Genomic DNA, 26,416 nt, shown 5'->3' on the forward strand with positions numbered 1-26,416 from the left:
TCTAGAACGATTCTCAGAAGGCTTCTTTGATAAAGTGTTATTCATAAATAGCTTATGAAAAACATATTCTATGCCTGAGCGGGCAGAAAATAGCCTCTGTTCAGTGTGGGTGATTAAGTTAATAGACTCACAAAGACTTGTTTTAACTCACACAGTCGGGATATTACCCGATTTAGTGCGTTAATTCAAAGTATCGCCGTATTCCCAAAACAGAAAGTTCCGGGAAAGTTTGGGAAACAATCTTTACGAACCCAGCGATGAGAATGGAATTCATTTGGGAGTTAGAATCACTTTGGTCCCTTGAATTTGAAAGTCCAGGTCCAGGGTATTGAACAGCGCGTCAAAAAACTCCAGGGATTTCGCTTCTTGAACTGAGATATCGATCCGTTTGTTGAGATCAATGCCTGCATCCGTTAACTGACTTGCATTATAGTCGAATTCAATCCCCGACTGTTCCAGTTTCTTCATAATAGCGAGTACGGGAACCTGTTTGACCCGGAGTGTGAATTTCCGTCGTTGAATCGGGACCGTATCCACTTTGGTTGGACCTGCGCTGCGCGGCATCTTCGGCGGATTCAACAGTTGTTCAATTTTTTCGTGGACTTTGAAGGAGGCTTGAACGTTGATGCTGTTTCCCTCTGGTTTAACTGTGATGCCGGGAAATGTCTTTTTTAACTGTTCCACAAAAAGTGCAACTGAGTTCCGGCGCGGCTGATATTTTTTTTCGATTGTGACGGTAGCGGGGACTGGTTCCAGTTGGATTTGTGTTCCCTGCTTCTCCCATTGATAGGTGAACCCCAGTTGAATCAGGACCAGCGAGAGCGCCTGATTGGCATCGACTGCGGTCAGGCTGCCATTCGCCCAAAGATCATGGGGGATCTGTTTCTGTTTGGAGAGTGTGAGCCGGTAAGCTTTGGTGATTTGCTGCAATATTTGCGCTGGCGTGTCGAGATCCTGGTAATGGAACGTTTTTTTTCGGGAGAGAATCAATACCCGTGATTTCAGATTGGGTTGGGAGTCGGCCAGGTCCCGCAGAGCTTCCTGTTTTAATTCCAGCAGGGTCAGCAGGTTGGAGACCACCTGGGGGGGGCCAATGAAAATATTACTCCCCACGATCCCCATTTCCGCATGTGCCTGTGAAGCGATCTTTTCCAGGCCTTTTTCCAGAGGCAGATTTTGTACATCTATGGTGAGTTTCAGAGAGGGATCGATCCGTCGATCCAGAATAACCGATATATTTTGCGTACTTTGAATGCGTTCTAGAATCGCACGGATGCCAACATTGGACCAGGAAGCCGAAAACGGCTGCGATAAAGCGCGGCGAAAGTTTCGGTCAGTGAGATACTTAGGGGAATCTCGATCCAGAACAGCCAACGGGCGGTCGGTAAGTGGATTGGCGAAGCTGGGGTTCATCCATCCGTTTGGGCTCACATGTAGGAGTAGGAAGAGTATCGTCCACCAGTTGAGGCTGTTACGGAAACTTTTCACAAAACGGGTCTTTCAAACTGAAGGTGATTTAAACCGGAGCCTTTGCCGCGAAAAACAGGAATCAAGTGCTGGAGTGTTGCTGGTCTCCATGATAACATAGTAACAGTACCCTTTCCTGTCACACTTCATCATCAAGTATGTGATAATCCTTATCTTTTGAGAGTCAATGCTTTATGCAGAAAATACAGGCCGTTGGAATCGATTTGGGAACGACTTATTCCTGCATCGCTCATCTGAACGAGCATGGGGAGCCGGTTACGATCCCCAATCAGGAAGGAGAGCTGTCTACGCCTTCTGTCGCCATGTTTGATGGTGCCGAGGTGATCGTGGGAACAGAAGCCTTACGGCATGCAATTGTGAACCCACGCAATGTGATTCAGCATGCAAAGCGATTCCTGGGCAAACAGGACTTTCGCTGGGAAATTGACGGACGCTATTTTTCACCGAAAGATATCTCGGCGTTTATTTTAAAAAAGCTGCTTTCTGCCGCTGAAGAGCGCATCGGTCCCATTGATTCAGCGGTAATTACAGTTCCGGCGCAATTCAGCGATCTTCAGCGTCAGGAAACGATCGCTGCCGGCAAACAGGCTGGATTAAAGCAGGTCGATCTGATCAATGAACCTGTGGCTGCTTCCCTGTGTTATGTCTTGGGGAGTGAGGGAATGTGGTTTGCCGAGCTGGCTGAGGAGCAGCGAATTCTGGTCTATGATCTGGGGGGCGGTACTTTCGATCTGTCTCTGGTCAAATATCAGAAAGATGAAGTCAATGTGCTCGCCAGCGGTGGTGATTTGAAACTGGGGGGGATTGACTGGAACAGTAAGTTGCAGGCAGCTATTGCCGAACAGTTTTTTAACGAGTTTGGTGTCAACCCGTGTAATGATCCTGAAAGTCTTCAGTATCTGGCGAATGAAGTAGAGCAGGCGAAACGCAGCCTGACTGTCAGACCCAAGACAACCCTTGCCTGTCAGGTTGGTTCCACGCGAAAGACGTACCAGGTTTCTCAGTCTCAGTTTGAGCAACTGACGAAGGAACTGGTTGAGCAGACGACCAATATCACGAAAGCTTTGTTGAAAGACAACAAGATGGGCTGGGCCCATGTGGATGTGGTATTAACGACCGGTGGTTCATCACGGATGCCGATGGTGCGTGATGCTCTGAAAAAATCGAGTGGTACAACACGCAATCTGTCACTCCCTCCGGATCAGTCGATCGCCCATGGCGCTGCTTATTATTCAGGGATGTTGTTAAGCAATCGGGAATACGCCGAGTCAATTCTGACAACCGAAGCAGCCAGTCGTCTTTCGAAAATCAAACAACATAGTGTGAATGCCCGTTCTCTCGGATTTCTTGTGAGAGACCAGACGGGGCAGCAACGCATGCCGCATTATCTCCTGCCGGCAAATACCAAGTTACCAGCATCGGTCAAACATACCTATGGTACGGTCTCACCCAACCAGCGTCGCGTGCATCTCAAATTGATAGAGAGTGGTGCTTCTAAAGATGAGCCGTTTGTGATCCTCGGAAATTGTGTTATCGAGGGTTTGCCTGCTGATTTGCCCGTCGATTCTAAAATCGAAGTGTTAATGGAATACGATTCGGAAGCCCGTGTGCATGTTTCTGCCCGGGATTGTACCAGTGGCAAAGAAGCAAGGATCGAGATCACGCGCGAACAGAATCTGGTTCAGGGGACTCTGGAAGAGGCAGAAGTGAAAACGGAGCTTCAGGAGCCAGCCGCGCTTTCTGATCCGATGATGTTGAAAGAAATTCTGGATCAGGCAGAATCTGTTAAACCGCCTGAGAAAAAAAGTACAATCCCTGAAAAACAGTCTTTTTCTGTGCAACCGAATCCGGTGGCGCGTGGTCTGGATAGCTCTGAACGCCCGATTGCCTTGTGCAATCAATGTGGTGAGCCTCAACTCGGGGCACCTGGTGCTGACTGTTCCACACCGGAACAACATACCAAAGGGGCATTATCGAACCGAAAGTCGGCCCCCAAAAAGCAGAGTGGCAAAGGTAAGCCAGCCCAGAAAAAAAGTTCCCAAGGTTCCGCGCAGGCAGCCCGCAAACGGCAGTCGACATCGCGGCGGTCGGTTTCCAAACAAGGGAAGACGCAGGGGCAAAAAAAAGCCAGGCCTCAGGCAAAGCCGACGAGTCAATTGGACGCTGCAGAGAGTGAATTCTGGGATTTACTGGAAGACGCATAGGCTCGCCCTCTTCCTGGATGAGTTATCAATCCCTTCTTGGCATTTTACGAGGAAAAAAGACAACGGATGAAAATTGAACGGATTGAATTATTTCATGTGGCTATGCCTTTGATCTATCCCTGGCGAACCGCATATGGAGAAGATGCTGCCATTCATTCTGTGTTATGCCGCATGACGAGTGGATCGGTTGAAGGCTGGGGAGAAAGCACTCCGTTGGCTGCTCCCTGCTATAGTCCTGAATGGGCCGGCGGTGTATTTCAGACGGTTTCTGAATGGCTGGCACCTGCATTACTGGGACAGGATATCGAGAGTGGCGATGCACTACAGGAGTGCCTGTCAGTCTATAAAGGAAATCCGTTTGCGAAAGCCGCATTGGATAACGCCTGGTGGAGCTTACACAGCAGAATCAGCAACACGCCTTTGCATATTGCACTAGGGGCAAAACGAAACGAAGTGCCCGTCGGAGCCGATTTCGGGGTCATGGATCATGTGGATGAGCTTGTTGAAGCCGTGGGATCGGCCGTCGCGCAAAATTTTCCCCGCATCAAACTCAAGTTTCGTCCGGGGTGGGACATTCCGATGCTCAAGGCAATTCGATCGTCGTTCCCCAATGAGACATTTCATATTGATTGTAATAGCGGCTACCGTATTCAAGATGTCCCTCTGTTTCAGACGATTGATGAATTTAATCTGGCCATGATTGAGCAACCGCTTCAACACGATGATCTCACCGACCATGCGAAGTTGCAGGAATTGATTCGAACGCCGGTCTGTCTGGATGAAAGTATTACGCACCCGTATCGCGTTCAGCAGGCGCTGGAATTGAAAAGTGCCCGTTATGTGAACGTGAAGCCGGGCCGGGTTGGAGGCCTTACGAATGCGGTGAAAATTCATGATCTGTGCCAGGATGCCGGAATTCCCTGCTGGGTGGGTGGCATGCTGGAAAGCGCCACCGGTGCCTCTCATTGTACTGCGCTGGCGATGCTCGATAATTTTACTTATCCGGCTGATATATTCCCGAGTGAAAAATACTACCACGAAGATATGGCGCAGGTTCCTCTGGATCTGGTGGATGTCGGTGGGGGAATCCCTGGAGTGAGGGCGTTTGAAGAACTGCCCGATCCGGACATGACTCGTCTGGAGGCCCTAACCATTCAAAAGAAAATCATTGGCTCCTGAGAACTGCTTTTGATACAAAGGATCGTAGCGGATGTATAGAGCGTGAGGTGTCGATGAAGCAGAATGCGAAGAAAATTTCAATAAATTAGCTTTATTGGGGAATAACCAGATGTGTTTCAGCATCCTCCTACATAGAGAATCAGGTTATGTCATCACAGAACCATTACAATTCTGAAGAAATTACCTTGTTAGTTGAGCAGCACTATCAGCTGTTGTTTCGCTACGCCTACCGTTTGTCAGGCGATCGGACTGATGCTGAAGATCTGACGCAACAAACATATTTAATCGCTCAGAAAAAACTGTCGCAACTGCGTGATCTGCGTCTTGCGCGTTCATGGCTTTGTACGATATTACGTAATCTATTTTTGAAAAAGGTATCTCAGAAGAACAGACCTGTCTCACTGGGGCTGACGTTCGACCTGGCTGCTGAAGAAACAGCCCTGCCTGAACTGACATCCCAGGAGTTGCAGCATGCTCTGAATGAATTACCGGAAGACTTTCGTACTCCACTGTTAATGTTTTATTTTGAAGAGCGGTCTTACAAGGAAATTTCCACCGAATTATCTATTCCCCTGGGAACTGTGATGAGTCGCCTGGCAAGAGCCAAGTCGTTTTTGCAGGAGCGGTTTTCAGTTCTGTCTACAAAAGAAACAACAATCCAGACCTGATTATTGGGTTTTCTCCTGGCTTCTGAAACTGTTAAGTGAAATAAAATGAGTGCTTCTGAACCATCATCATCCCCCGGTTTTTCTGAATCAGATAATTCTGATCCAGGCACATTCTCCGATGAGATGGTATTTCATCAACAGCTCAAGAACGTGCTGTTTGATGTTGAAGTTCCCGAAGGATTGAAAGCGTCGGTACTTGAATCGCTGCAACAGGATGGTGCTGGCGATGTTGTGCGTGATCATTCTCCGGGATCAAGTCGAACTCGCTTTCACAAAAGGCCGAGCACAATTGCAGGACTCTCAGCCTGTTTACTGTTTGTAGCACTGCTGACTTTTTTTTGGGCTGCACAGCAACCTGTCATTGCCCTTTCAGAATTCAGTCCGGAACAAAATCCCGAATTCAATCTGGATAGCCGGCTTCTTCCAGATTTTGATGACAACTTTTCAGCTAAACTGCCTCCTCAGGGGGCCTGGCATTCCAAAGACCGTTTGGCCTTGATTGGTGACAAGTTTTATGGCGTTTCCACCAGTCAATCCTCGGCTCATGATGCTGCTGTCGGTTTTTTCAGATTACGCATGGGGAATGCACAGCCGGTTTTCGTAGCCTTGGTGCAGATACCAGTACATCGGGTTGAGCCACTACCTTCGCAGACTGGTTTTGACACGGGAAGCGTTGAGTATGCCCAACTCAAAAAGGGGAACTACGCGACCGTCAAATGGGTCGAGGATGATCGGGTCTATATCTGTATTGTCTTTGGTGGTCCCCGTGAGCTCGAAGCGTTAGGACGGGCTCTGCAATCCGCTTCTGCTTGAAATTCATCCCCGAACCGGCTCTACTAATAGAGAGTTACCATTTACGATTTTGGTCTGGTTCATTCTCAGAGGGGCTGCTATGGGTATTTCGCTTCGTTTTTGTCTGATGGTCATGGGGTTGTTGTTAGTAGCTGAAATTCCCTGCCGTGCGGCGAGTTTCGTCTATCTCTCACTCGGGGGAGAAAAGAAAATCGCCATCTATCGACTGAACGAGCAGGATGGTGCATTAACCCATGTCGAGGATGTGCCGCTGGCCGGTGCTCCGGGCTGTCTGGAAGTCGACCCCACAAAAAAATACCTGTTTGCTTCCGTTCGTTCAGCTAAGCAATTCATGAGCTTTGCCATTGATCCCGAAAATGGAAAACTGAAGCAGATTTCCGCAGTTCCCGCCGGCGGGAATGCGGCTTATATCGCCACTGATAAGAACGGTGAGTACTTGTTCTCAGCCTACTATGGAGAAGGCAAAGTCGCCGTTCATCGTCTTGGGAAAGATGGCACAATCTCAGCTGAGATTGTGCAGACCATTCCCACCGACAAAAATGCGCACGCGATTTTACCCGATCAGGCAAATCAGTTTGTCTTTGTGCCGCATACTGGTCCCAATGCGATTTATCAATTTGTATGGGATGCCCAAAACGGGACATTGAAGGCAAATGACAAGCCGATGCTCGAAGCGGCCTCTGGCCTGGAGCCGCGACATCTGGCCGTTTCGAAAGACAATCGCTTTATTTATTTCGATAATGAAAAAGGGAGTTCGGTCACCGCTTACAAACTGGATTCGAAATCGGGGACGTTGACTCCGTTCCAGACGGTCTCAACACTGCCTGCAGGATTTGAGGGAAAGAATACGTGTGCAGACATCGAACTTTCCCCCTCCGGTAAGAATTTGTATGCCTCGAATCGTGGTCATAACAGCATCGCCTGCTTCAGTGTGGATCAGAAAACAGGGCGGTTAACCACTCTGGAACAGGAGCCAACCGAAGATACTCCCCGTTCGTTTAATATTGATCCTACCGGGACTTATCTCTATGCGGCCGGGCAAAGAAACGGCAAACTGGCGGCTTACCAGATTTCTCCCCAAACGGGGAAACTGAAACGGCTTGCGACTTACGAGGTCGGAAAGTCGCCCTCATGGGTCGAAATCGTAAAGTTCCCCTAGTCCGCATTTTCTTGAGCAATATCGGGGCTGATCAGCGGTTTCGAAGAAAATCGTTCAGATCATCGTTTTTTAAAGTCGATGAACCTCCAGTAACCAGAGCGCTACCGAGGACATCGTAGCAGTCTCTGTTCTAAATATGATGGGGGTGATTCGATTCCCATTCACGACAACGAACTAGAAACCGGTTTAATCGATTTCTGGAATAAAAGTGAGGCAGTGCTTTGTCGCTGTGAATTGTCATTGACTTTAAAAAATCCCCCTGTGAAGAGAGACTCTCTATGCGCTCTTCTGTTTTTGCTCTGCTGATTGTATCTCAAGTCTTCCTGTCTGCAGCTTTTGGTCAGGAACAAAAACCACTTCAGATCAGTTCTGATTCAAAGGGAACGGTCAGCACAAAAAGTGGGGTGAATATCACAAGAAGTGCCTCGAAAGATACAGGTCCCGCGTATCAGCGGATGTCTGTCAGTCAGAGACTGATCCAGCAGCGGGCGTTTCTGCGAGCCAAACAAAGAATGAATCGAATTAGTGCTCGAAAAGCAATGGGGATTACACCCGGGCGCCCCACGATCGATTTCAATCCCAGCGCAATTCCAACGAACGCACAAATCATGCAAGAGATGACTTATTTTACATTGAGTCCCTTCAGTAGTGGTTTCTGGTATGGACCCATCTATGAACCAGTTCCCTAAGCGTCTCTGGAATTGATCGCGTCACGTTTTGCTCAAGCGATGACATTCAAACGCTCTGGCACGTTTAAGTTTTAGGCGGAAGTGATTGCACGAACTTCACCGCCCGATTGACCCACTCTTTCAGATCTGCTTCATCCTCAAAGCCGGGCTGGTCTACATAGATCATGCTTTTGAGTGGCTTGCCGGTGAAATCCATTTCGCGTGTAAAAGGTTCTTCTAACGCCTTGAGCACGTTTTTCTCTCCCAGACGTAGCATCAGCTCATTCTGAGTCACGCCACAGCACATGTTCCCATGCAGCATAAAGCAGATGCCGCCAAACATCTTTCGCTTTGAAAACCCTCTACGGCGTTTTAATAACTGGTGGACACGCTCTGCCAGATGTTCGTCGTATGCCATGGTTTATCCAGAACGGGAAAAGTAACATTGTCGTCGAAGGGGTTAAAGCTACCTGTTCCCCCAGCGAAGAGCCAGTCCGATCATAGAGAAATTCTGTCGCCTCCTCCATTTTCTTCGCACCGCTTTTCTTTAGATATCGACAATCTGATCGACGTGGATCATCCCTGGCAGGCAGAGAAAGAGTGTGCTTTATGTTTGATACTTTTTTAAATAAATGAACAAATTGTAATTGTTTATTACTCTTAACTAATGAGATAATTCTGTTATGAAACTTGATAATGAATGCGTATTGAAAGAGTGTCAAAAGAGATGATTTGTGCCAGAGTTTTTGTCATCATTGGTTTGTGTTTTTTAGTCACATCCATGGAGCCTGCATATTGTCAGTCGCAGAATGCTGATTCTCCAAAGGAGGAGACTTCTGAAACAGCCAACAGTCGTGCGCAATTTCATTCGTTGAGCCGACCCGGTCTGCATAATGTGTTTCAAATCGACGATCAGGTTTATTCGGGCAGTGGTCCTGAAGGCAAACAGAGTTTTGACGCTTTAAAGAAAATGGGGATCAAAACCATTATCAGTGTGGATGGCACGCAGCCGAATTTGAAGTTGGCGAAAGCAGCCGGGATCAAATACATTCACATTCCGATCGGCTATGATGGGATTTCCCAAGACGCAAGTCTGTCTTTTCTGAAGGCGGCGAAAGAAGTAAAAGGCCCCGTATACATTCATTGTCATCATGGCAGGCATCGAGGGCCTGCAGCAGCAGCGATGGTTGGTCTGTGTCGGGGCAGTCTTGATAAGCAACGGGCCTTGCTGTTTTTGGATCAAGCCGGAACCAGTAAGGATTACGCAGGTCTCTGGAGAGATATCCGGCAGTTTCAAGTTCCCGCTGCTGGGACTCGGTTGCCTGAGTTGCTTGAGTCAGCCCGCGTCCAACCAATGGTGACTGCGATGGCTCATATCAGCCATTATTACGAGGAATTGCAAAAAAAATCGGAGAGTACGCCTCCTGGCAGGCAGGACGCTTTACGGGTTTCTCTGCTCTTGCGTGAAGAGTTTCACGAGTCACTAAGAAAACATTCTGATGATTACGATGACACTTTTAAGACATGGATGCGAGAATCAGAAACGGAAATCAAGCAACTGGAAGCGGCTCTCAAGCAGGGCAATCAGAACCAAGTGAGTGCCAGATTGAAACAACTCAAGGCACAGTGTAAACGCTGTCACAAAGCGTATCGCAATTAAGCTGCTTTTTATTTTGTCTCTTTCCAGACCAGTTGAACTTTGAGCCCTTTTCCTTTCTTTGGGGGCGGCGGATTCAATTTCATCTCGAACTGATTCTGGGCGCTTTGTACATGCGCCAGAGCACGTGGTGCAAACTGGAAGATCCATTCTGAGTCCAATTGTTTGATAAACTTCGCAGGATCGGCACCGTTTGAATTTTCGATTCGAATAAAGCAGCCATAAACTGCCGTGGGCTGCTTGTGAATCCATTGGTCAAGCGAAATGGCGAGCGTTTGATTTGTTAACACCCCCTCAAGTTGGTGCCATGTTTTTGCATCAAGAGACACAAAAACGGTTGGGGTGGGAGCGTTTGTTTTCAACTCCAGCTCTAGAGTGCCTTTGAGCAGAACATAAGACCAACTGAGATGCCATTGTCGCTGGTTCGGGGCTGTTTGTTTGAGGCTCTGAAATTGGCGAATGGTTCGATTTAATGTTCCGTTGCCTGCCACGGGAGGTCGGGATTTCTCTGTTTTGTTTTTTTGATGCACGTATTCTGATTTGGTAAATCGAAATTCCACGCGATCCAGAGGTTCGAGGACGGGAGAAAGAGTCGAGTCCTTAATGTGCGGTTGTCGTTCTGAAGCCCGGTTATTGTCCGTTGAGGTGTATAGATCAGCAATCAACTGGGAAGGGCTGCCAATCGGATCGTGGGGCGTTTTGGTGATCAGTTCCGGATGTTTCGCCAGCTCTTCCACGCCTGCGATGATCCCCTGTTGATTTCGGTAAACGGCTTGATGGTCCGGATCAAACATGTGCCATCGCCCGTCATAAAACGCTTCAGCCACGACGTGCCCCGATAGTCCCCAGACGCGACTCCGCAATCCTGCTTTTCTGGCGAGAACTGCGAAGTTGGTGGCGCAGTCATCACAGAAACCGTAGCCGTATACGTTAAGGAACTTGACCGGATCATGGAGTTCATCCCCCTGCTCTGCCGGGGTGAAGTGATAGCGCCAGTCAACCAGGAACTTCCAGATGGCGAGGGCTTTTTCTTCCTCTTTCATAGCCGGTGTTAAAATACTGGCCAGCATGGCGTCCTGGCTCGTCAGATCAGGATCTCCTTCCCGGTTCCAGTGCAGTGCGACTTTGTTTTGGGAATCAAGATTTTGCCAGGTCAGTTTGACAGGTTGTATTTTTCGATCAGGGAATGCAGGTAATTGGATCGCAGACTGTGCTGCAGTCAAGACAAAGGAACTTTGTTTCTCGGTATAAGATTCTCTGTTTACCAGTTCATATTTCTTTCCATTTGTTCTGGGGTCAGAGGAGTCACTGGCTGAAAAATAGAGCGTCGTCGAGGTCCAGTGGCTATAGTGCCCTTTGCCCTGTTCTCGAATCAGTTGGTGGCGCGCGTGGGGATGTGAAAGTGGTTTGCCGTCTTCCAGCAAAACGCAGTTTGATTTCGATTTGCGGTCTGCGCTCCGCGGAAGGGCCAGTCGCGCAACATAACAGGCCCCTTGTTCGTGTGATATTGCGTCAGGAGTAATCAACTCACCTGTGGTTTCCTCTTTGACCGTTGATTGAATATTCGGCTGAAGATGGTCTTGTTGACGTTTCAGAGACTGCTGAGGCTGGTCAGAGAACGCGACTGGTGACTGATTTACAGATACGAACGAGATGCCTGTAAAGTACAGACAGAAAAGTAGTAGTAGTTTCTTCATAATGAACTCTTGTTTGTTTCAGCAGGAAAAACCTCAGAAAGTGGGATTAAGTTATTGTGAATGATATCAGAGATTGATGATAATGCATTCGTATTTCTATTTCTTTATTGGGTATGCTTATGCGACTGTTATATCTATGTCTACTGATGTGTTTGTGCTGTGTACTCATCGAACAGAGCACGCTGAAAGCAGACGAGCCAATTCTCAGAAAGCGTTCTGAGCCTGTCAAAATCACGTCCTGTTGGGACGATCTGCTCGAAGGAGTCGAAACACCTGAAGAGTGGGTGGCACATAAAAAAATCATCCGTCAACGCTATCTTGATCTGATTCGTGATCAGTTTAAACCCAAAAAGCCGGCGATGGAAATCCAGTTTCATGATACTGTGATCGTTGACGGTGTCTATCGAAGACAATTGATTAGTTATCAGGTTGAAGAGGGAGAGCGGGCGCATGCATTTTTGGGCGTCCCCTTAACTCTCAAAGGGCCTGCACCCGCGGTCGTCGCTTTGCATGGAACTTATGCGAACGGCAAAAAACGTGCGGCGGGGTTGGTTGATAATCCGGATAAAGCGTATCTGGATCATTTATGTCGTCAGGGCTATGTTGTGATTGCTCCCGACCATTTTGTCGCAGGCCACCGGATTCCTGATGCGGGCCCTTATGACACCGAAGAGTTCTATAAAAAACATCCGAAATGGACTGCCGTCGGAAAATTTACGTATGAGCATTCGATTGCCATTGATGTGCTCGAGACACTGAGAGAAGTAAACCCGGACCGCATCGGTGTCCTCGGGCATTCTCTGGGAGGTCATGGCTCCCTGTTTTTGGCCGCCTATGATGAACGGGTCAAAGCGGCTGCAGGAAACTGTAGTGCGTCATTCTTCCGGCAAAATTCAAAAGTCGAAGCCTGGTCTCGCGATCATTGGTACATTTATTTTAAACATATTCGACCAGGATTATTAAAAGGAGAGTTGCCTCCCATTGATTTTCATGAAATCATGGCGCTGGTTGCACCGCGAGCCTACCTTGATTTATCAGGCCTCAATGATGGCGATCCGCTGACGCAACGACAGCGGATACTAATGTTGCTGAAAGTCATGGATGTGTATGAACTGGAGAAAGCTCCCCAGAACTTTGCTTTTTTCGTACATGGCAAAGGGCATTCGGTCGCACATGAATCACGAGAATTGATGTATGGCTGGATGGATACGCATTTGAAACCTGCATCAGCCACCAGGACAAAGCTTGTGGTTCCCTAAACCTCCCGTATTACAATGAGATATTATTCTTGGTCACCCTGACACATCAGTCGAAAAGAGGAATTAGATGGAGCTAATTATTATCAGGCATGGAAAAGCAGAAAATGCAGGTGTGGTTCCCGGAGGTGATTCCGCGCGCCCTTTGACCGAGCACGGCAGTCACCAGTTTCGAAAAGTAGCGAAATGGATTGGCAAGCATCAGAGTGCGCCCGATTTAATCTTGCATAGTCCCCTGGTCCGAACGACACAGACGGCTCAGATATTACGGGATGTTGTGGAATTGGACGATGACTTATGCTGCCCGCAGAATTGGCTGGGGTTTGGGCTGAATCTGGATGCACTCATCTCTCATGTTCGATCGACGGCCTGTGAACGCATTGCGGTTGTCGCGCATATGCCGGATGTCGCGCGCTGTACCGCCGACTTGATTGGCGGAGGCGCGATTACATTCAAGCCCGGTAATGCGGCCTGTATTCAGTTTGATTCGCTGATCGGAATCGGGCAAGGCAGTCTGAAATGGCATCTGAGTGCACCACTGTTTTAAGCATTGCGATCGGAGCGATGCTATTGATTCGGAAGCGTGATACGCGAAGCGGACAGAGTGCGTCTTTGCCGGCGATTACGCATGGCGATCTGTGAATAGTGCGAGCAGTACCGGATCGGCCAGTGTGTTTGCAACCAGATTCGCGGCGCTGAAATCGCCGTAGTCGCTATATTCATGAGGGATGGAAACGACATATGCACCTGAGGCGGCTCCGGACTTGGTACCCGCTTCGCTGTCTTCCAGAACCAGCATCTGTTTCGGATCGACTTTGAGTTTCTCAGCGGCAGTGAGATAAATTTCGGGATGGGGTTTGCCGTGCGTTACATCTTCCGCCGTTAAAGTGATTGGAAAACGATGCGTCAGGTCAAATTGTTCCAATAGCATTTCCAGATAAGCTCGCGGTGAAGAGGTCGCAACACATTTGGGGATCTCCAGTTCGTCCAGATAATCTAAGAGTTCAAACAACCCGTGCATCGGCTTTAAGTGCTGATGGAGCAAGGAGTGGAAGATTTCCTGGCTTTCCACCCAGAGCTCATGAGGATCTTCCGGTTCGTGCAGATGACTGGAAAGGTGTTCGAATCCTTCCATCGCACGACGCCCCATCATGCCTTTCAGGATTTCTTCAGTCATTTCTTTACCCCGACGCTGCAGTAATGCATCGCCTGAAAGAAAAAAAACGTGCTCGGTATTAAACATGAGTCCGTCCAGATCAAAGGCAACTGCCTGGATGCGGGGTTTGTCTGACATAGGGTCACTCTTTAAAAACTGTTGGAGAGAAGAAACGCTTCTCAGGTAGAATAGTCTCTCGGAGAACGCAGATCAACTCAGGTAATCAGAGGGTCGGTTTTTGGTTTCGATAGCTAAGATCCAGGATTTCCATCGGGTGTGCTACCCAGAGGGGTTTGTGTGCCTGACGTAATTTTGAATCGATCTGTAAGGTGCAGCCGACATTACCGCTGATGACGACATTCGCTCCGGTATCGAGAATATTTTTCAGTTTCCGTTGCCCCAATTGGTCTGCCATCTCGGGCTGGGTCAGGTTATAGCTGCCCGCTGCACCACAGCAGATGGTCGATTCATTCAATGGGATCAACTCCAGACCGGGAACCAGTTCGAGCAATTTTCGGGGCTGGTTCTGTACTTTCTGTGCATGCACGAGATGACAGGCATCGTGGTAGGTTGCTTGGATCGGAATTTCTCCTTCGGGTGCAATCGGGCCCAGTTCAAACAGAAATTCTGAGACATCACGAAATTTCGTCGCCAGTTGTTTCAGCTTTTCGACCTGTTCTGCTGGGACGCCTTTGGTTTCTTCAGCAATGTGACCGTAATCTTTCAGCATGGCGCCGCAGCCTGCGACATTGACGATAATCGCATCGATGTTTTCCAGGTCAAAGGCTGCCAGATTCTGGAGCGCAAACTTGATTGCCTCCTCATCGGCGCCACTGTGATAATGGATGGCGCCGCAACAACCTTGAGTACGCGGGACAATCACTTCACAGCCGTTCGCTTGTAAGACACGGGCCGTCGCATGATTCACATGGCTGTACATGGCTTCTGAAACACAGCCGGTGAAGAGTGCTACGCGGGCACGCTGGGTTCCTTTAGCAGGTAAGATTTCAGGTAACGCTGGTTCCGCAGGTTGGAGACGCGGCAGCAAATCATTCATCCGTCTTAATTTCGCAGGCAGCAAGTAAGGCAGTCTCAAAGCGTTGACCACTTTGTCGATCCTTAAAAACTGCATGACACGTGCTGGCAAGAGTGTCCAGCGGATGCGGTTTGGATAGGGAAAGAGGCGATAGAGAATCCAGCGGTGGAACCAGTCGTTCTGCGGGCCTGCACTGTCCTCGGATTCCATTTTGTGGACATCGACGCGAAAGGGCTCGATTAGACGTCCGTACTGGACTCCAGAAGGACAGGCCGTCTCGCAGCTGCGACAGTCCAGGCAGAGATCAAGGTGGCCTCTGACGGCGTCTGAGAGCTCGATACGTTGGTCCACAATCGCCCGCATCAGATAGATGCGTCCGCGGGGGCTGTCATTTTCGTTACCCGTTTCCAGATAGGTTGGGCAGGCAGCGGTACAGAGACCGCAGTGAATACAGTCCAGAAAATTTTCGTAGGGGATCTGTGAACCGGGAACCTGTTCTGGATCTTTGGAGAAGACTGCCGAATTGGATGGGGAACTACCAGGTTTCATATATTCACTCGTATGAGATGATGCGTTCGAAAAAAATTACTAAATTGCAGGCTATGCTTCTACCAGTTCAGCAAATCGCTGTGAATTCAAGAGTTGTTGAGGGTCTAAAGCCTGTTTGAGTTGTTGCATTAATGACCATCCGGGAGGAGCTGCACAAAACAGGGGGAGCGACTCAGCCCATTCGGATTCACATTGATAAATGGTTAAATGTGCGGTCTGGGGAGAAATCGCTTTCTGCAACTGCTTCAGGATTTGTTGGACATCTTCCAGGGAGCTGGCGGAGTCGGGTAAGTGACCAAATACAATTCCATCAGCGGCATGCGCTTGAACAGCGATGTTTAATTCTGTTGCCGCTTCCACAAATTTCATCATTTGCGAAGGGAGCACAACGGCTTTGAGTGTGACGGGATCATCTGAAGAGGTCTGGTATTCCGTGAATGCGTTATACAGTCTGGTGGCCTTTTCTGCTTCCACAATTTGTGAACTCAGAGGCGAGAATTCCTTCCACTCTTCTCTGATCCGTTCTGCCTGCCAGTTAACGACATTAGCCGGGCCTTCATAACAGACGCAGACGATCTGATGCTCTGAGGGAAGCTCGGAACGCGATTCAGCCGCGATTTGCCGGGCCGCTTTGCTGTTACAGTATTCAACAGCCGTCGGCCGCGTACCGGAGGTCACAATCGCTTCCAGTGCACGATCTGCATTTTGAAAGGATTCAAAAGCAAACCAGACCATGCTCATGGTTTCCGGTTTGGGACGCAAGTTCAGTGACACCTGACTGATGACAGCCAGGGTTCCCAGAGATCCGACGAGCATTTTGCTCAGATCATAGCCGGCAACATTTTTGACCACGCGTCCTCCGGATTTGAACAGGTTTCCTTCTCCATCGATGGCGGAAATCCCGATGACGTAGTCGCGGATCGTGCCATAGGAGAACCGTCTGGGGCCACAGGTATTGGTGGCGATCACCCCTCCCAGGGTGGCGCGGTTCGACTGAGGCACGTCGATCGGCAGCCGCTGTCCTTCTGCAGACACGATCTCAGTGAGTTGATCGAGCCGCATGCCTGCTTCGACGGTGATCGTCATGTCGCGGACGGGATAGTCGATCACCCGGTTCAACTGGGACATACAAATCAGGGTTCCGGATTGACTCGCAGGGCAACAGACCGACAGAGACGTTCGACCACCCACAGAAAACAGCTGTTTTGGGGCTGCTTCCGCATTGTCAGTCATGAAGCGACTCAACTCAGTCTGCGATGCGGGAACGAATTCTTCCAGAGAACCGGAATGCGTAGGCGACATAGGTCTTCTTTCAGTGGCCTTAATAAAAAATGATGGGGAAGCAGATTAACGAGACGGAGATTTACAAAAATCAATGTGGTGCGCGGCGCGCGGGATGTGATTGAACCACCCCTGCTTTCTCATCAGCTTGATGCTGCGGCAGAACTTTATCCCGGCTGCAGATTTGCCGGGGGTTAAAAATATTGCGAACCGTTTCCATTGTGTCCAGATCCGTTTCATTGAAGATCCGACTCATGAAGTTGATTTTTTCCACACCAATCCCATGTTCCCCCGTAACACTGCCTCCCAACTCAAGACACTTTTCGAGGATCTCTTCACTCGCTTCCAGAACTTTCTGGATTTGCTCCTGATCGCGCTCATCAAACAACAGGATCGGATGCACGTTTCCGTCGCCGGCATGGAACACATTGACGATCCGCATGTTATATTTTTTACTGGTGGCTTCGATGAATTCGAGGATTTCCGGGAGACGAGTTCGAGGGACCACGCCATCCTGAGTGCAATAGCTCGGACTGAGTCGGCCGATGGCGCCAAATGCCTGTTTGCGGCTTTTCCAGATGAGTTGTCGTTCTTCCGGGGTATCGGCTCTTTGGATTTCCCGGACGTTACAGCTTTCACAGATCTCCAGAATCTGACGGACCTCTTCGTCGAGGGCGATTTCCAGTCCATCGACTTCAATTAACAGGACGGCACCCGCGTCCAGGGGGAAGCCGAAGTGAAATGCTTCTTCGACTGCCTGGATAATTCCGTGGTCCATCATTTCCAGTGCGGAGGGAATGATGCCTGCGGCGATGATGGCAGAGATGGCGCGAGTGGCATCGGCAATCGTTTGAAATACCGCCAGCATCGTACGGTGCGATTCCGGATCGCGTGTGATCCTGACGATGGCTTTGGTGCAAATTCCGAATGTGCCTTCGTTGCCTACGTAGAGACCATGCAGATCGTATCCGGGCGTTTCCGCCGTGGGGCCGCCCAGTTCGATGATTGACCCATCGGGCAGAACTGCTTCGAGACCGAGGACATGATTGGTTGTCACTCCATATTTTAAAGTATGGGGGCCGCCGGAGTTCGTCGCGATATTTCCTCCAATGGTACAGGAGCCCTGACTGGAGGGATCGGGAGCATAGTGATATCCGGTTCCTTTGAGAGCATTGGTCAGATGCAGATTCACCATGCCTGGTTCCACGATGGCGTAGCGGTCTCTGAGGTTGATTTCCAGAATCTGTTTCATCTTGGTCAGAACAATCATGACCCCGCCGCCAATGGGGAGACAACCGCCGGAAAGGCTGGTTCCTGCACCACGGGCCAGAAACGGGACATTAAACTGATTGCAGAGTTTGACAATCGCGGAGATCTGCTCGGTCGATATCGGAAAAATGACGATATCGGGAGCGGATTTATCGACGATGTAACCGTCACATTCGTAGACCAGTAATTCGTCAGCGTTATACAGGATGTTGGCTTGACCAACAATTTGTGTTAACTGTTGCACCAATGATGTAAAAGGCGGGCTCCCCGTTTTCAGTTCATCTAACGGCGGGGCTTCTTGTGTTATTGTCTGGTTGCTGGAATCAACCATTGTTGTGGGATGCTTTCAATGAGACTGAAAGAAAATAATTTCGACTTTAAGCTGTATTTTAAAGCAAATCCGGTCCAGGAATCAATTCTCTGATTGCTGCTTCGTTCAATTCGGATCGTTTAAATTGAGACTATGGCGAGTCAGGCGAAGGATTATCGGTTACATAGGCCTCGAATCACTTTTTATTGACCCAAATGGGACTGGACCAGGCCATTTCTCCATTGGTTTGAATCACACGGACATAGTACCAGTCGTCTTTGTTTCCCTCATCATGATCTTCAAATTCAAATTCGGTTTCCCAGTTGTCCTGAAACACGAGGCGGTGCAGCATGGCCGATTCCCAGGGAAACGGTCGAGTAAACAGCATTTCATTACTGGTGGCGAGCTCAGCAAACGTCTGAGTGAGCTGGCATTCGCTGGGCTGAGTGCACGAAATCGAGACCTTTGTATTGGCGTCGCCCTGGATCCGCATCACAATCGCTTTCTGGGACCAGTCATCCACCTGCTGTTTGAGGGCAGTGAAGGATTGAACTTTGAGTTGGTTCGATGTTTGCTCCAGAATACGATCGCGGCGAAATTCATCGAGCGGCCCCGTTGTAAAACAGGGGTGCATCTGCTGGAGCTGCCCCCCTTCGATATCGACGGTAAAATTCCAGTCAGCCGTTCCGCCCCAGCCTAAAGCCGGCCAGGGACCCCAGCCGTATTCGAATCGCAGGACAACCGGTTTGTCCCAGGCACTTTGATCTGGTTCTCGATCGACGGGGAAATCCCGATGAATCACACGTCCATTCTTCAGGACTTCAACGCGGTCAATTTCATCCCAGCCCCGGACATGGACTTTAAGCCGACGCTCTGGAGTGAACTCTAATTCCTGTCCCATTATCTGGTCGTTCAGGAAAAAATCGAGTTCAATCCGATCTCCGGTCACGGCGTAGGTCCGCCGGTTGCGGATCGCATCAAACAGGGCTTCGCGGGTCAGCTCGGTGGCTTTGATAGCGGCGAGTCCTTCGCGGTAGCCGCCGGGATGTCCCAGGTGATCGTCAGTACTGGCGACGACTCCCAGCCGGTATCCCTGGTTCAAGTAAGATTGCAGCGTGTGTTTTGTCCAGCGTCCCCCTTCCGTGTGGCGCTTGTAGGGAAACGGTGCACGATCATGTTCGGCACAACCCCATTCCGAATGAATTTCCAGAACGGGGGAAACAGCGGGATCCATCTTGCTGGCATCAAAACCTCGATGCCCGAGACGATTGGCGGGATGATGGGGAATCAGCAGGCAGCCTCGTTCTCTGGCGAATGCCTGAAGTTCAGACAGATCTTCAATGAGTTCATAATCTCCCTTCAGGTCTGGGAAGAGAATATGGTAGTCCCCTTCCTGGGTGCCGTGGCGTTCGTATCCCAGAATGGTGACGAATTCTCCCGGTTGCTCAAACTGTTTGGCCAGTTCGACGACTTCCGGCCAGCGGGAGCGCGCGATATGGAATCCGTTTTTCCATTTGTGCGTGATTTTTCCGTCGTAGTCTTCCACGTCCGGCCAATAGGAGTGAGGAGTGAAGGCATAAAAGTCGAGGTGATTTCGGGCGATTTCGAAGGAGCGGTCCAGAGAACCCTGCGCATAACCCACCTGATTGTGATTGTGCAGGTCGCCAAAGTAGTTGTTCAAGCCTGATGTCATTTGAGTTCTGCAATTCTGAAATTATGTGACGGTTTTTCATCAAAAGAACTGCCAGTAGTTTATCAGAAACCGTGGTCGGCAGAAATACAAGCGACCAGGCGAATTCAGTCTGAAGAATACGGTCTATCAGATTGCAGAAACGTCGACTGCTGTTAGCGAGTCCACTCCAGCCACTTTGAGAACAGACGTTTGATGAACGGACTGAGACGTGTTCGATTAAACTGATCGCCAATCTTCCGGATGGCATCCGCCTGTGTGGGGTAGGGATGAATGACACTGGCCAGTTTTTTGAGCCCCATGCCGGACTTCATCGCCACAGAAATTTCAGAGATGAGATCGCCTGCGTGAGCAGCGACGATGGTGGCTCCTAAAATGCGATCCGTGCCTTGTTTGGTATGGATTTTGACAAAGCCGTTGGTTTCCCCATCCAGGATCGCCCGGTCGACGCCACTGAATTCCTGCACGAATGTTTGAATGGCGATATTCTGTTTGTGTGCTTCATGCTCATACAGTCCCACGTGGGCAATTTCCGGATCGGTGTAAGTACACCAGGGAATTAAGAGCTGACTGGTTTTACTCCAGCCTTTGAAGAGCGCATTCCCAATCACAATGCGTGCCTGGAAATCGGCACTATGTGTGAACTGAAAACGGGAGCAGATATCTCCCGCACTAAAGATCGCCGGGTTGGATGTCTGCAGATAATCGTTTACGGAAACTCCGTGCCGTTCATCATAGGACACGCCGGCATTTTCCAGATTCAGTCCCTGGACATTGGGGGCGCGCCCGGCCGCGACGAGGATTTCATCAACATCCAGTTGGATGTGTTCGTTTTCTGATTCAATGTTGAGTTGTCTGGCTTGTTCCGTTTTACTGACGCGGGTTGTTTTGGCGTTCAGAATGAGTTTGACCCCATCGGCTTCCAGTTGGCGGTGAATGATCGTCGCCGCATCACGATCCTCACGCGGTAAGATCTGGGCGTGCGATTGCAGCAAGGTTACTTCCGTACCCAGGCGGGCGAACGTCTGGGCGAGTTCACAACCGATGGGGCCGGCGCCGATCACAGCCAGTCGTCTGGGACGTTCTGTCAGTGAGAAAACCGTTTCATTGGTGAGATAGCCAGTTTCTTCAATGCCTTCAATGGCGGGGACAGCCGCCCGCGCACCAGTAGTGATGACGGCCCGTTTAAAATTGAGCCTTTGATCGTTGACTTCGATGGTATTTTCGTTGAGGAATTTACCGTTACCAATAAATACATCCACACCCAGGTCTTTAAACCGTTGTGCGGAATCATGCACGCTGATTTCAGAACGAAGTTTGCGCATGCGTTCCATGGCTTTATCGAAATGAGTCGAGACGTCTGACGGATTGACTTCGATGCCGAACTGCTTTGCTTTCACAACCGCGTGCGCTGCTTTGGCCGAGCGAATGAGGGCTTTGGACGGGACACAACCTGTATTCAGGCAGTCTCCCCCCATCAGGTGGCGTTCGATTAATGCAACTTTGGCGCCCAGTCCTGCAGCACCGGCTGCTGTCACAAGCCCCGCTGTTCCCGCACCAATGACAACCAGATTATAGCGTCCTTCAGGTTGGGGGTTGATCCAGTTGGGTGGGTGGACGTGTGCGACTAACCGCTGGTTATATAGATCTTGTGGAGCAACCTGGATTGAATCGGGCATGACAGTCTCTCAGTAATGGAGTTGCTGGACGCTCATTTGCGATTTTGAATTCGATTGACGATTTTTTTTACAAGCAGAGGAAACGTACCCAGGAGCACAAAAGCGACGATCAATTGGGGAGTCAAAATGCCTTTGGCCCCCTGCTCTGATAGTTCCTGGAGTGTGGGGACACTCGTGCCGGCATAAATGAAGACGGCGGTTCCGGCAAGCATGCCGATCTGGCTGACCCACCAGAAGGTCCAGGCGCGAATGGTCGTCAGCCCCATGACAACGTTGATGAGAAAAAAAGGAAACGCAGGGACCAGTCGCAGGATGAACAGATAAAACGCTCCTTCTTTTTCAAACTGCTGATTGATCACCGCGAAGCGTTCGCCATAGCGGGATTGAATCGCAGATCGAAAGAGATACCGGCTCGTTAAAAACGCCAGCGTTGCTCCGGCCGTCGAAGAAAAACTGACGAGCAGCAAGGCTTTCCAGAAACCGAAAAACCAGCCATAAGTTAATGTCAGCGGTACCGCGCCCGGTAGTGACAGCCCTGTGATGCTGGTGTAGATGAGGAAGGCGATCAGGTAGATGGCCACCGGATGTTGACTTGCGAAGTCTCTCCAGTTTGTTTCCTGGGTTGCCAGGTATTTGAGAGTCAACACGTCGCGGAAATTAAAATAGGCCAGGCTGATGATTCCCACCAGGAGCACGAAAACCGCCAATCGGATCCAGGTTCCTGTACGCGAGACGTGGCTTTCAATGCCGGAAGCGTGTTCCTCGTTTTGTGATTCAGTTCGCTCAGGCAGTTCTGTCTCTGAATCAGCGCTGGTCACCAAAGAAATCCTTTTCTTGAAGGGAGCAACAGTTTCATTGCGCTAGATTAGCGTGAGAGTCATCGTCAGCCTGTAGTCTAACTTCTTTTCGAACCAGTTATATGAAACAGCATACACAGGACTAAAGAATCGCCCGGATTTTTTCCAGAAATTCTTTGTTCGTCGGAAATTTCTTGAGTGTACTGCTGAGTTGTTCCATTGCTTCAACAGGGCTGAGCGAAATCAGACTTCTGCGGAGCATGGTCACACCTTCGAGAACTTCGGGATCCAGAATTTTTTCTTCACGCCGGGTTCCGGAAAGAGTGATGTCAATCGCAGGAAAGATGCGGCGGTCGGAGAGTTCCCGGCTGAGCACCATTTCCATATTACCGGTCCCTTTGAATTCCTGGAAAATGACTTCGTCCATGCGGCTGCCTGTGTCAATCAGTGCCGTTCCCAGCACCGTCAGAGAGCCCCCTTCATCAAAGCGACGTGCGGTTCCAAACATCTTTTTGGGAATATCCATCGCTTTGACATCCAGACCACCACTCATGGTACGTCCAGTGTTGCCAACCCATTTATTGAAGGCACGTGCGGTTCGCGTGATACTGTCCAGCAGGATGAAGGCATCTTCTCCCGCTTCGGCCAGGCGTTTACCACGTTCAAAAATGAGCTGGCTGGTACGAACATGGCTTTCGACGTCCCGGTCCATTGATGAGGAGATGACTTCGCCTTTGATTGAGCGTTCCATTTCCGTGACTTCTTCCGGACGTTCATCGATCAATAACACCATCAGGCGAACTTCGGGATGGTTTTTACTGACTGCTTCCGCAATGTCCTGTAAGAGCATCGTTTTTCCTGTTCGAGGAGGCGCGACAACAAGTGCTCTTTGCCCTTTCCCGATCGGAGTGAGCAGATCCATGATGCGCATTGTGATGGGCATAGGACCTGTTTCGAGTTTGATCTGTTCGAAAGGGTTGATGGGAGTCAGTTCGTCGAAGGATTTAATCTCCATGTATTCTTCGATGGTGCGACCATCAATGGTTTCAATGCTCTTGAGTCGTGGTCCCTGCCCTCTGGTTCCGGGGCCGACTTCTCCTCGAATTAAAATACCTTCGCGGAGATTGTGTTTTTCGATCAGGGAGCTGGAGACAAACGCGTCTGAGTCCTGTGCTTTGTAATTTGATTTGGGATCTCGAATAAAGCCGTATGCTTTGGGGTGAAGTTCCAAGACCCCTTCAATGGTTCCGGAGATATTTTCATTGGCTGCGTTTGAAGTTGAACGCGGACGTCGAGATTGTGTTCGTCCGCCAGTCCCTCCAGAGCGAGAGCGGCCGCCTCCACCTCCGCCTCTGTTATTCGAGCGGCCTCGATTTCCACCGCCTCCCTGGCGTCCCTGATTTTGTCCCTGTGCGTTGTTGGTGCCGTCAGATTTTCTTCTGCGACGTCTTCTGCGTCGATTACCGCCTGTTTTTTCAGATCGGTCGCCATCAGTTTGTTCTGAGTTATTTTCGCCTACGGATTCAGCAGGATTGTCTGACATACTTACAGGTTCTCTTTCAGGTTCTGCTTCACTCTGAGATGAATGAGAGTTTTCGAATAGTTCGAGATTTTCTTCTGCTTTACGATGGTATTCGTCTTGCAGGGCATCCGATTCACTTTTTTCAAAAGTGTCTTCTGTTGTAGCGGGTTCCACTTTTTTGCGTGATTTCGTTGTTCTTCGACGTGTTGGTTTGGGTTTGTCAGAAGTTTCAGAACTTTTTGCAGCCATACAGAAGCACCAGATGATTTAAAATAGTAACGAAAAAATTTGAGAAATAACTACGGCATGAACGTGTCACGAAGTGACCGACCAAATGATTCAAGCAGGGATCATTGTCAATACGGAGCCTGCAATGATACTTGAATGCTGCTGGCATACGTCTGAACGTGCCGATTCTTAATTCAGCGGAAATCTGACAAACGCCTGCGAATTGACGAAGGCTGCCTTAATCTCATGAAGAAAGATTTACACAGTGGAATAATGCGCCCGATCTTGGACTCGACCTTCGTGGCCTGCTTATCCCAGGGAATAGGACTATCGCTTATGAAAAATCAAAGAGAGTGAGCCCTGACATCGAGAACAATGCAAATCAAAAGCTTGTTGACGAATGCCTCTTGTTGAGTGATCGCCTTGCCGAGATCCTTTCAGGCAAAAATTGTGTGGTCAAAAACTGATACTAGAAATTCAATCGTTTCAGATGAGTTCCGTCAACCGATAAATGGTTGCTAATGAGGAACTTTTAAATGTTTTCGTGAGCACACGGACTTAACTTTTTGAATCCAATTCCGAATAGTGGCTTGAGATAAAAAAGAGATCAGGCCCGAAAATAAACTCACGTTATTTTCATAAAAATTACAAGTCTTCCAGCAAGAAATCTGCCGTTAAACGAAGTTAAAAACCAGGAGCAGGTTCGATTGTTTGCAACTGGTTCAGATACTGGAATATCCTTCAGTGCACGCATGAAAGAGAAAAAACTTTCAAGCAATAAGCAACCCCCAAAGGTATTCAGGAGTAATGCTGTTGAGGAACTAATATCCCGCTGGAAACGACTCAACTTACTTTAAAGCCAACTTTGGTGAACCAGTGAAATTCGAATTCTGGTCTCTGGAAATAACGATCTCAAAAAGCGGGAGAGATCCTCAATTGAAAAACGGCTTACTAGAGATTGTTTAGTTTGTAGTGTTTATCAAAACCATCTCAGAGCGTCAATACTAATCGTATTGCAAGCACGTTCTACTCACATAATAGCTTATCTCTGAACAAAGTCAATTGACTATCATAAATCTATCGGATGTTTTGTTCAGTCAGTGTATTCTATCTGAATTGAAATGGCGAGAATCATCAGAAATAGGTCTGTTTTCCCATTTCTGATCCTCACTTAAGAGGAGAGAGACTCCCTTAAAACTATGGCTCTAAATTCGTCAGGGTTTCGGGAGAATAGGAGCGTTGAATCATCGCTTTGATGCGTTCGATTCGGTTTCCGGGGTCGGGATGCGTGCTGAAGATTTCCGGCTGACTGCCTGCACCCGCAGATCGTTTGAGGATCTTCATCACACCAATCATGGCATAAGGATCATAGCCAGCCAGAACCATAATTTCGACTCCCCAACGATCAGATTCCAGTTCGTCGTTTCTGCTATATTTCATATTCACCATCGAGCCGATCATTTGCGCCATTTGCGCACTGCTGGCATCTCCTCCTGCGACACCAGCGGCTCCGACTAACCCTTGAGTTAACTGTTGCTTTGCCATTTGTTGTGCCCCGTGCCGGGAAAGGACATGACCGATTTCATGCCCCAGTACACCTGCCAGTTGCCCTTCTGTTTCAAGCTGTTCATAGAGTGCAGCGGTAATGAAAATCTGGCCCCCCGGTAATGCAAACGCATTGATGACCTGGTTGTCGTTGAGCAGATGGAAATCAAAACGATAGGGATTCTGGCGGCCCTGTTTTTTTAAGGCGTTATTTAGACTCTCCAGCAAACGATTTCCAACACGATCGACGTACGCCTGGGCTTGCTGGTCCGGGTGCTCACCATGATGCCGTTTGAGAATCGTGGGCATTGCCTTTAGCCCTAAGGCGATTTCCTGCTGTTCAGTCAAAGCGACCTGCTGAGACTCGCCCGTGATTTCATTGACGTCGGCCTTCATCAGATACGAAATGAACGAAAACAGAGCAATTCCAGCTGCGATGACCAGTCGCATTTTGAATGAGGAATTTCGTGATCCGTGAGTCGTCCGAATATAGCGCGGCATGATTATCAAATCCCAAGGAAACTAAATAGACCGTGGTTTATCAGAAATCATAGCAGCTTCTTTC

21 protein-coding genes are annotated in these 26,416 nt (G+C 49.2%); 9 read left to right on the top strand and 12 right to left on the bottom strand.

Going from position 1 to position 26,416, the window contains the following annotated elements:
- Positions 1-270: 270 nt before the first annotated feature.
- Positions 271-1,413 carry a hypothetical protein gene (locus tag Enr17x_RS11605; protein WP_145308843.1) on the bottom strand — a complete coding sequence of 381 codons (1,143 nt, stop codon included), beginning with the start codon at positions 1,411-1,413 and terminating at the stop codon, positions 271-273.
- 248 nt (positions 1,414-1,661) lie between these two features.
- Between Enr17x_RS11605 and Enr17x_RS11610 the strand changes: the two genes are divergently transcribed.
- The 6 genes from Enr17x_RS11610 to Enr17x_RS11635 all read left to right on the top strand — a co-directional run bounded on the left by Enr17x_RS11610 (position 1,662) and on the right by Enr17x_RS11635 (position 8,200).
- Positions 1,662-3,692, top strand: a complete 2,031-nt coding sequence (locus Enr17x_RS11610) for an Hsp70 family protein (RefSeq protein ID WP_145308845.1) — start codon at positions 1,662-1,664, stop codon at positions 3,690-3,692.
- A 66-nt stretch (positions 3,693-3,758) separates the two neighbouring features.
- Positions 3,759-4,871, top strand: a complete 1,113-nt coding sequence (menC, locus tag Enr17x_RS11615; RefSeq protein WP_145308847.1) for an o-succinylbenzoate synthase — start codon at positions 3,759-3,761, stop codon at positions 4,869-4,871.
- A 146-nt stretch (positions 4,872-5,017) separates the two neighbouring features.
- Positions 5,018-5,539 carry an RNA polymerase sigma factor gene (locus Enr17x_RS11620; RefSeq protein WP_145308849.1) on the top strand — a complete coding sequence of 174 codons (522 nt, stop codon included), beginning with the start codon at positions 5,018-5,020 and terminating at the stop codon, positions 5,537-5,539.
- A 45-nt stretch (positions 5,540-5,584) separates the two neighbouring features.
- Positions 5,585-6,352 carry a hypothetical protein gene (locus Enr17x_RS29595; RefSeq protein WP_198001106.1) on the top strand — a complete coding sequence of 256 codons (768 nt, stop codon included), beginning with the start codon at positions 5,585-5,587 and terminating at the stop codon, positions 6,350-6,352.
- Positions 6,353-6,431: 79 nt separating this feature from the next.
- Positions 6,432-7,511 (top strand): lactonase family protein, encoded by a 1,080-nt coding sequence (locus tag Enr17x_RS11630; RefSeq protein ID WP_145308851.1) that lies wholly within the window; start codon positions 6,432-6,434, stop codon positions 7,509-7,511.
- Between the two features lie 278 nt (positions 7,512-7,789).
- The gene (locus Enr17x_RS11635; RefSeq protein ID WP_145308853.1) at positions 7,790-8,200 is read left to right on the top strand and encodes a hypothetical protein; all 411 of its coding nucleotides are present in this window, start codon (positions 7,790-7,792) and stop codon (positions 8,198-8,200) included.
- Positions 8,201-8,264: 64 nt separating this feature from the next.
- Here the strand turns inward: Enr17x_RS11635 and Enr17x_RS11640 are convergent, their stop codons facing one another.
- The gene (locus tag Enr17x_RS11640; protein ID WP_145308855.1) at positions 8,265-8,597 is read right to left on the bottom strand and encodes a TfoX/Sxy family protein; all 333 of its coding nucleotides are present in this window, start codon (positions 8,595-8,597) and stop codon (positions 8,265-8,267) included.
- A gap of 309 nt (positions 8,598-8,906) precedes the next feature.
- On the opposite strand from Enr17x_RS11640, the gene Enr17x_RS11645 reads away from it, so the two are divergent.
- Complete coding sequence (locus Enr17x_RS11645; RefSeq protein ID WP_198001107.1) at positions 8,907-9,839, top strand: cytochrome c; 933 nt, start codon at positions 8,907-8,909, stop codon at positions 9,837-9,839.
- A gap of 8 nt (positions 9,840-9,847) precedes the next feature.
- On the opposite strand, the gene Enr17x_RS11650 is transcribed toward Enr17x_RS11645, so the two are convergent.
- Entirely contained in the window at positions 9,848-11,533 is a 1,686-nt protein-coding gene (locus Enr17x_RS11650; RefSeq protein WP_145308859.1) for a transglutaminase-like domain-containing protein, read from the bottom strand.
- A gap of 119 nt (positions 11,534-11,652) precedes the next feature.
- Here Enr17x_RS11650 and Enr17x_RS11655 point away from each other — a divergent pair, with 119 nt between their 5' ends.
- Both Enr17x_RS11655 and sixA read left to right on the top strand, forming a co-directional pair.
- The gene (locus tag Enr17x_RS11655) at positions 11,653-12,792 is read left to right on the top strand and encodes a dienelactone hydrolase family protein (protein WP_232101028.1); all 1,140 of its coding nucleotides are present in this window, start codon (positions 11,653-11,655) and stop codon (positions 12,790-12,792) included.
- A gap of 67 nt (positions 12,793-12,859) precedes the next feature.
- Complete coding sequence (sixA, locus tag Enr17x_RS11660) at positions 12,860-13,336, top strand: phosphohistidine phosphatase SixA (RefSeq protein WP_145308863.1); 477 nt, start codon at positions 12,860-12,862, stop codon at positions 13,334-13,336.
- 75 nt (positions 13,337-13,411) lie between these two features.
- On the opposite strand, the gene Enr17x_RS11665 is transcribed toward sixA, so the two are convergent.
- From Enr17x_RS11665 to Enr17x_RS11705, 9 genes are all read right to left on the bottom strand, one after another.
- Entirely contained in the window at positions 13,412-14,083 is a 672-nt protein-coding gene (locus Enr17x_RS11665; RefSeq protein WP_145308865.1) for an HAD family hydrolase, read from the bottom strand.
- 85 nt (positions 14,084-14,168) lie between these two features.
- Positions 14,169-15,530, bottom strand: coding sequence for a (Fe-S)-binding protein (locus tag Enr17x_RS11670; RefSeq protein WP_145308867.1), 1,362 nt, complete (start codon positions 15,528-15,530; stop codon positions 14,169-14,171).
- Between the two features lie 51 nt (positions 15,531-15,581).
- Positions 15,582-16,832 carry an FAD-binding oxidoreductase gene (locus Enr17x_RS11675; protein WP_145308868.1) on the bottom strand — a complete coding sequence of 417 codons (1,251 nt, stop codon included), beginning with the start codon at positions 16,830-16,832 and terminating at the stop codon, positions 15,582-15,584.
- Between the two features lie 70 nt (positions 16,833-16,902).
- On the bottom strand, positions 16,903-18,411 hold the full coding sequence (locus tag Enr17x_RS11680; RefSeq protein ID WP_145308870.1) for an FAD-binding oxidoreductase: 1,509 nt from the start codon (positions 18,409-18,411) through the stop codon (positions 16,903-16,905).
- A gap of 175 nt (positions 18,412-18,586) precedes the next feature.
- Positions 18,587-20,083: a DUF3604 domain-containing protein gene (locus Enr17x_RS11685; protein WP_145308872.1), complete on the bottom strand. Its 1,497-nt coding sequence runs from the start codon at positions 20,081-20,083 to the stop codon at positions 18,587-18,589.
- Positions 20,084-20,235: 152 nt separating this feature from the next.
- Entirely contained in the window at positions 20,236-21,759 is a 1,524-nt protein-coding gene (locus tag Enr17x_RS11690; RefSeq protein WP_145308874.1) for a mercuric reductase, read from the bottom strand.
- A 32-nt stretch (positions 21,760-21,791) separates the two neighbouring features.
- Positions 21,792-22,577, bottom strand: coding sequence for a TVP38/TMEM64 family protein (locus tag Enr17x_RS11695; protein WP_145308876.1), 786 nt, complete (start codon positions 22,575-22,577; stop codon positions 21,792-21,794).
- A gap of 121 nt (positions 22,578-22,698) precedes the next feature.
- Complete coding sequence (gene rho, locus Enr17x_RS11700; RefSeq protein ID WP_145308878.1) at positions 22,699-24,327, bottom strand: transcription termination factor Rho; 1,629 nt, start codon at positions 24,325-24,327, stop codon at positions 22,699-22,701.
- 1,176 nt (positions 24,328-25,503) lie between these two features.
- Entirely contained in the window at positions 25,504-26,352 is an 849-nt protein-coding gene (locus Enr17x_RS11705) for a M48 family metalloprotease (protein WP_145308880.1), read from the bottom strand.
- Positions 26,353-26,416: the final 64 nt, after the last annotated feature.

This window comes from Gimesia fumaroli (assembly GCF_007754425.1).
GTDB lineage: Bacteria > Planctomycetota > Planctomycetia > Planctomycetales > Planctomycetaceae > Gimesia > Gimesia fumaroli.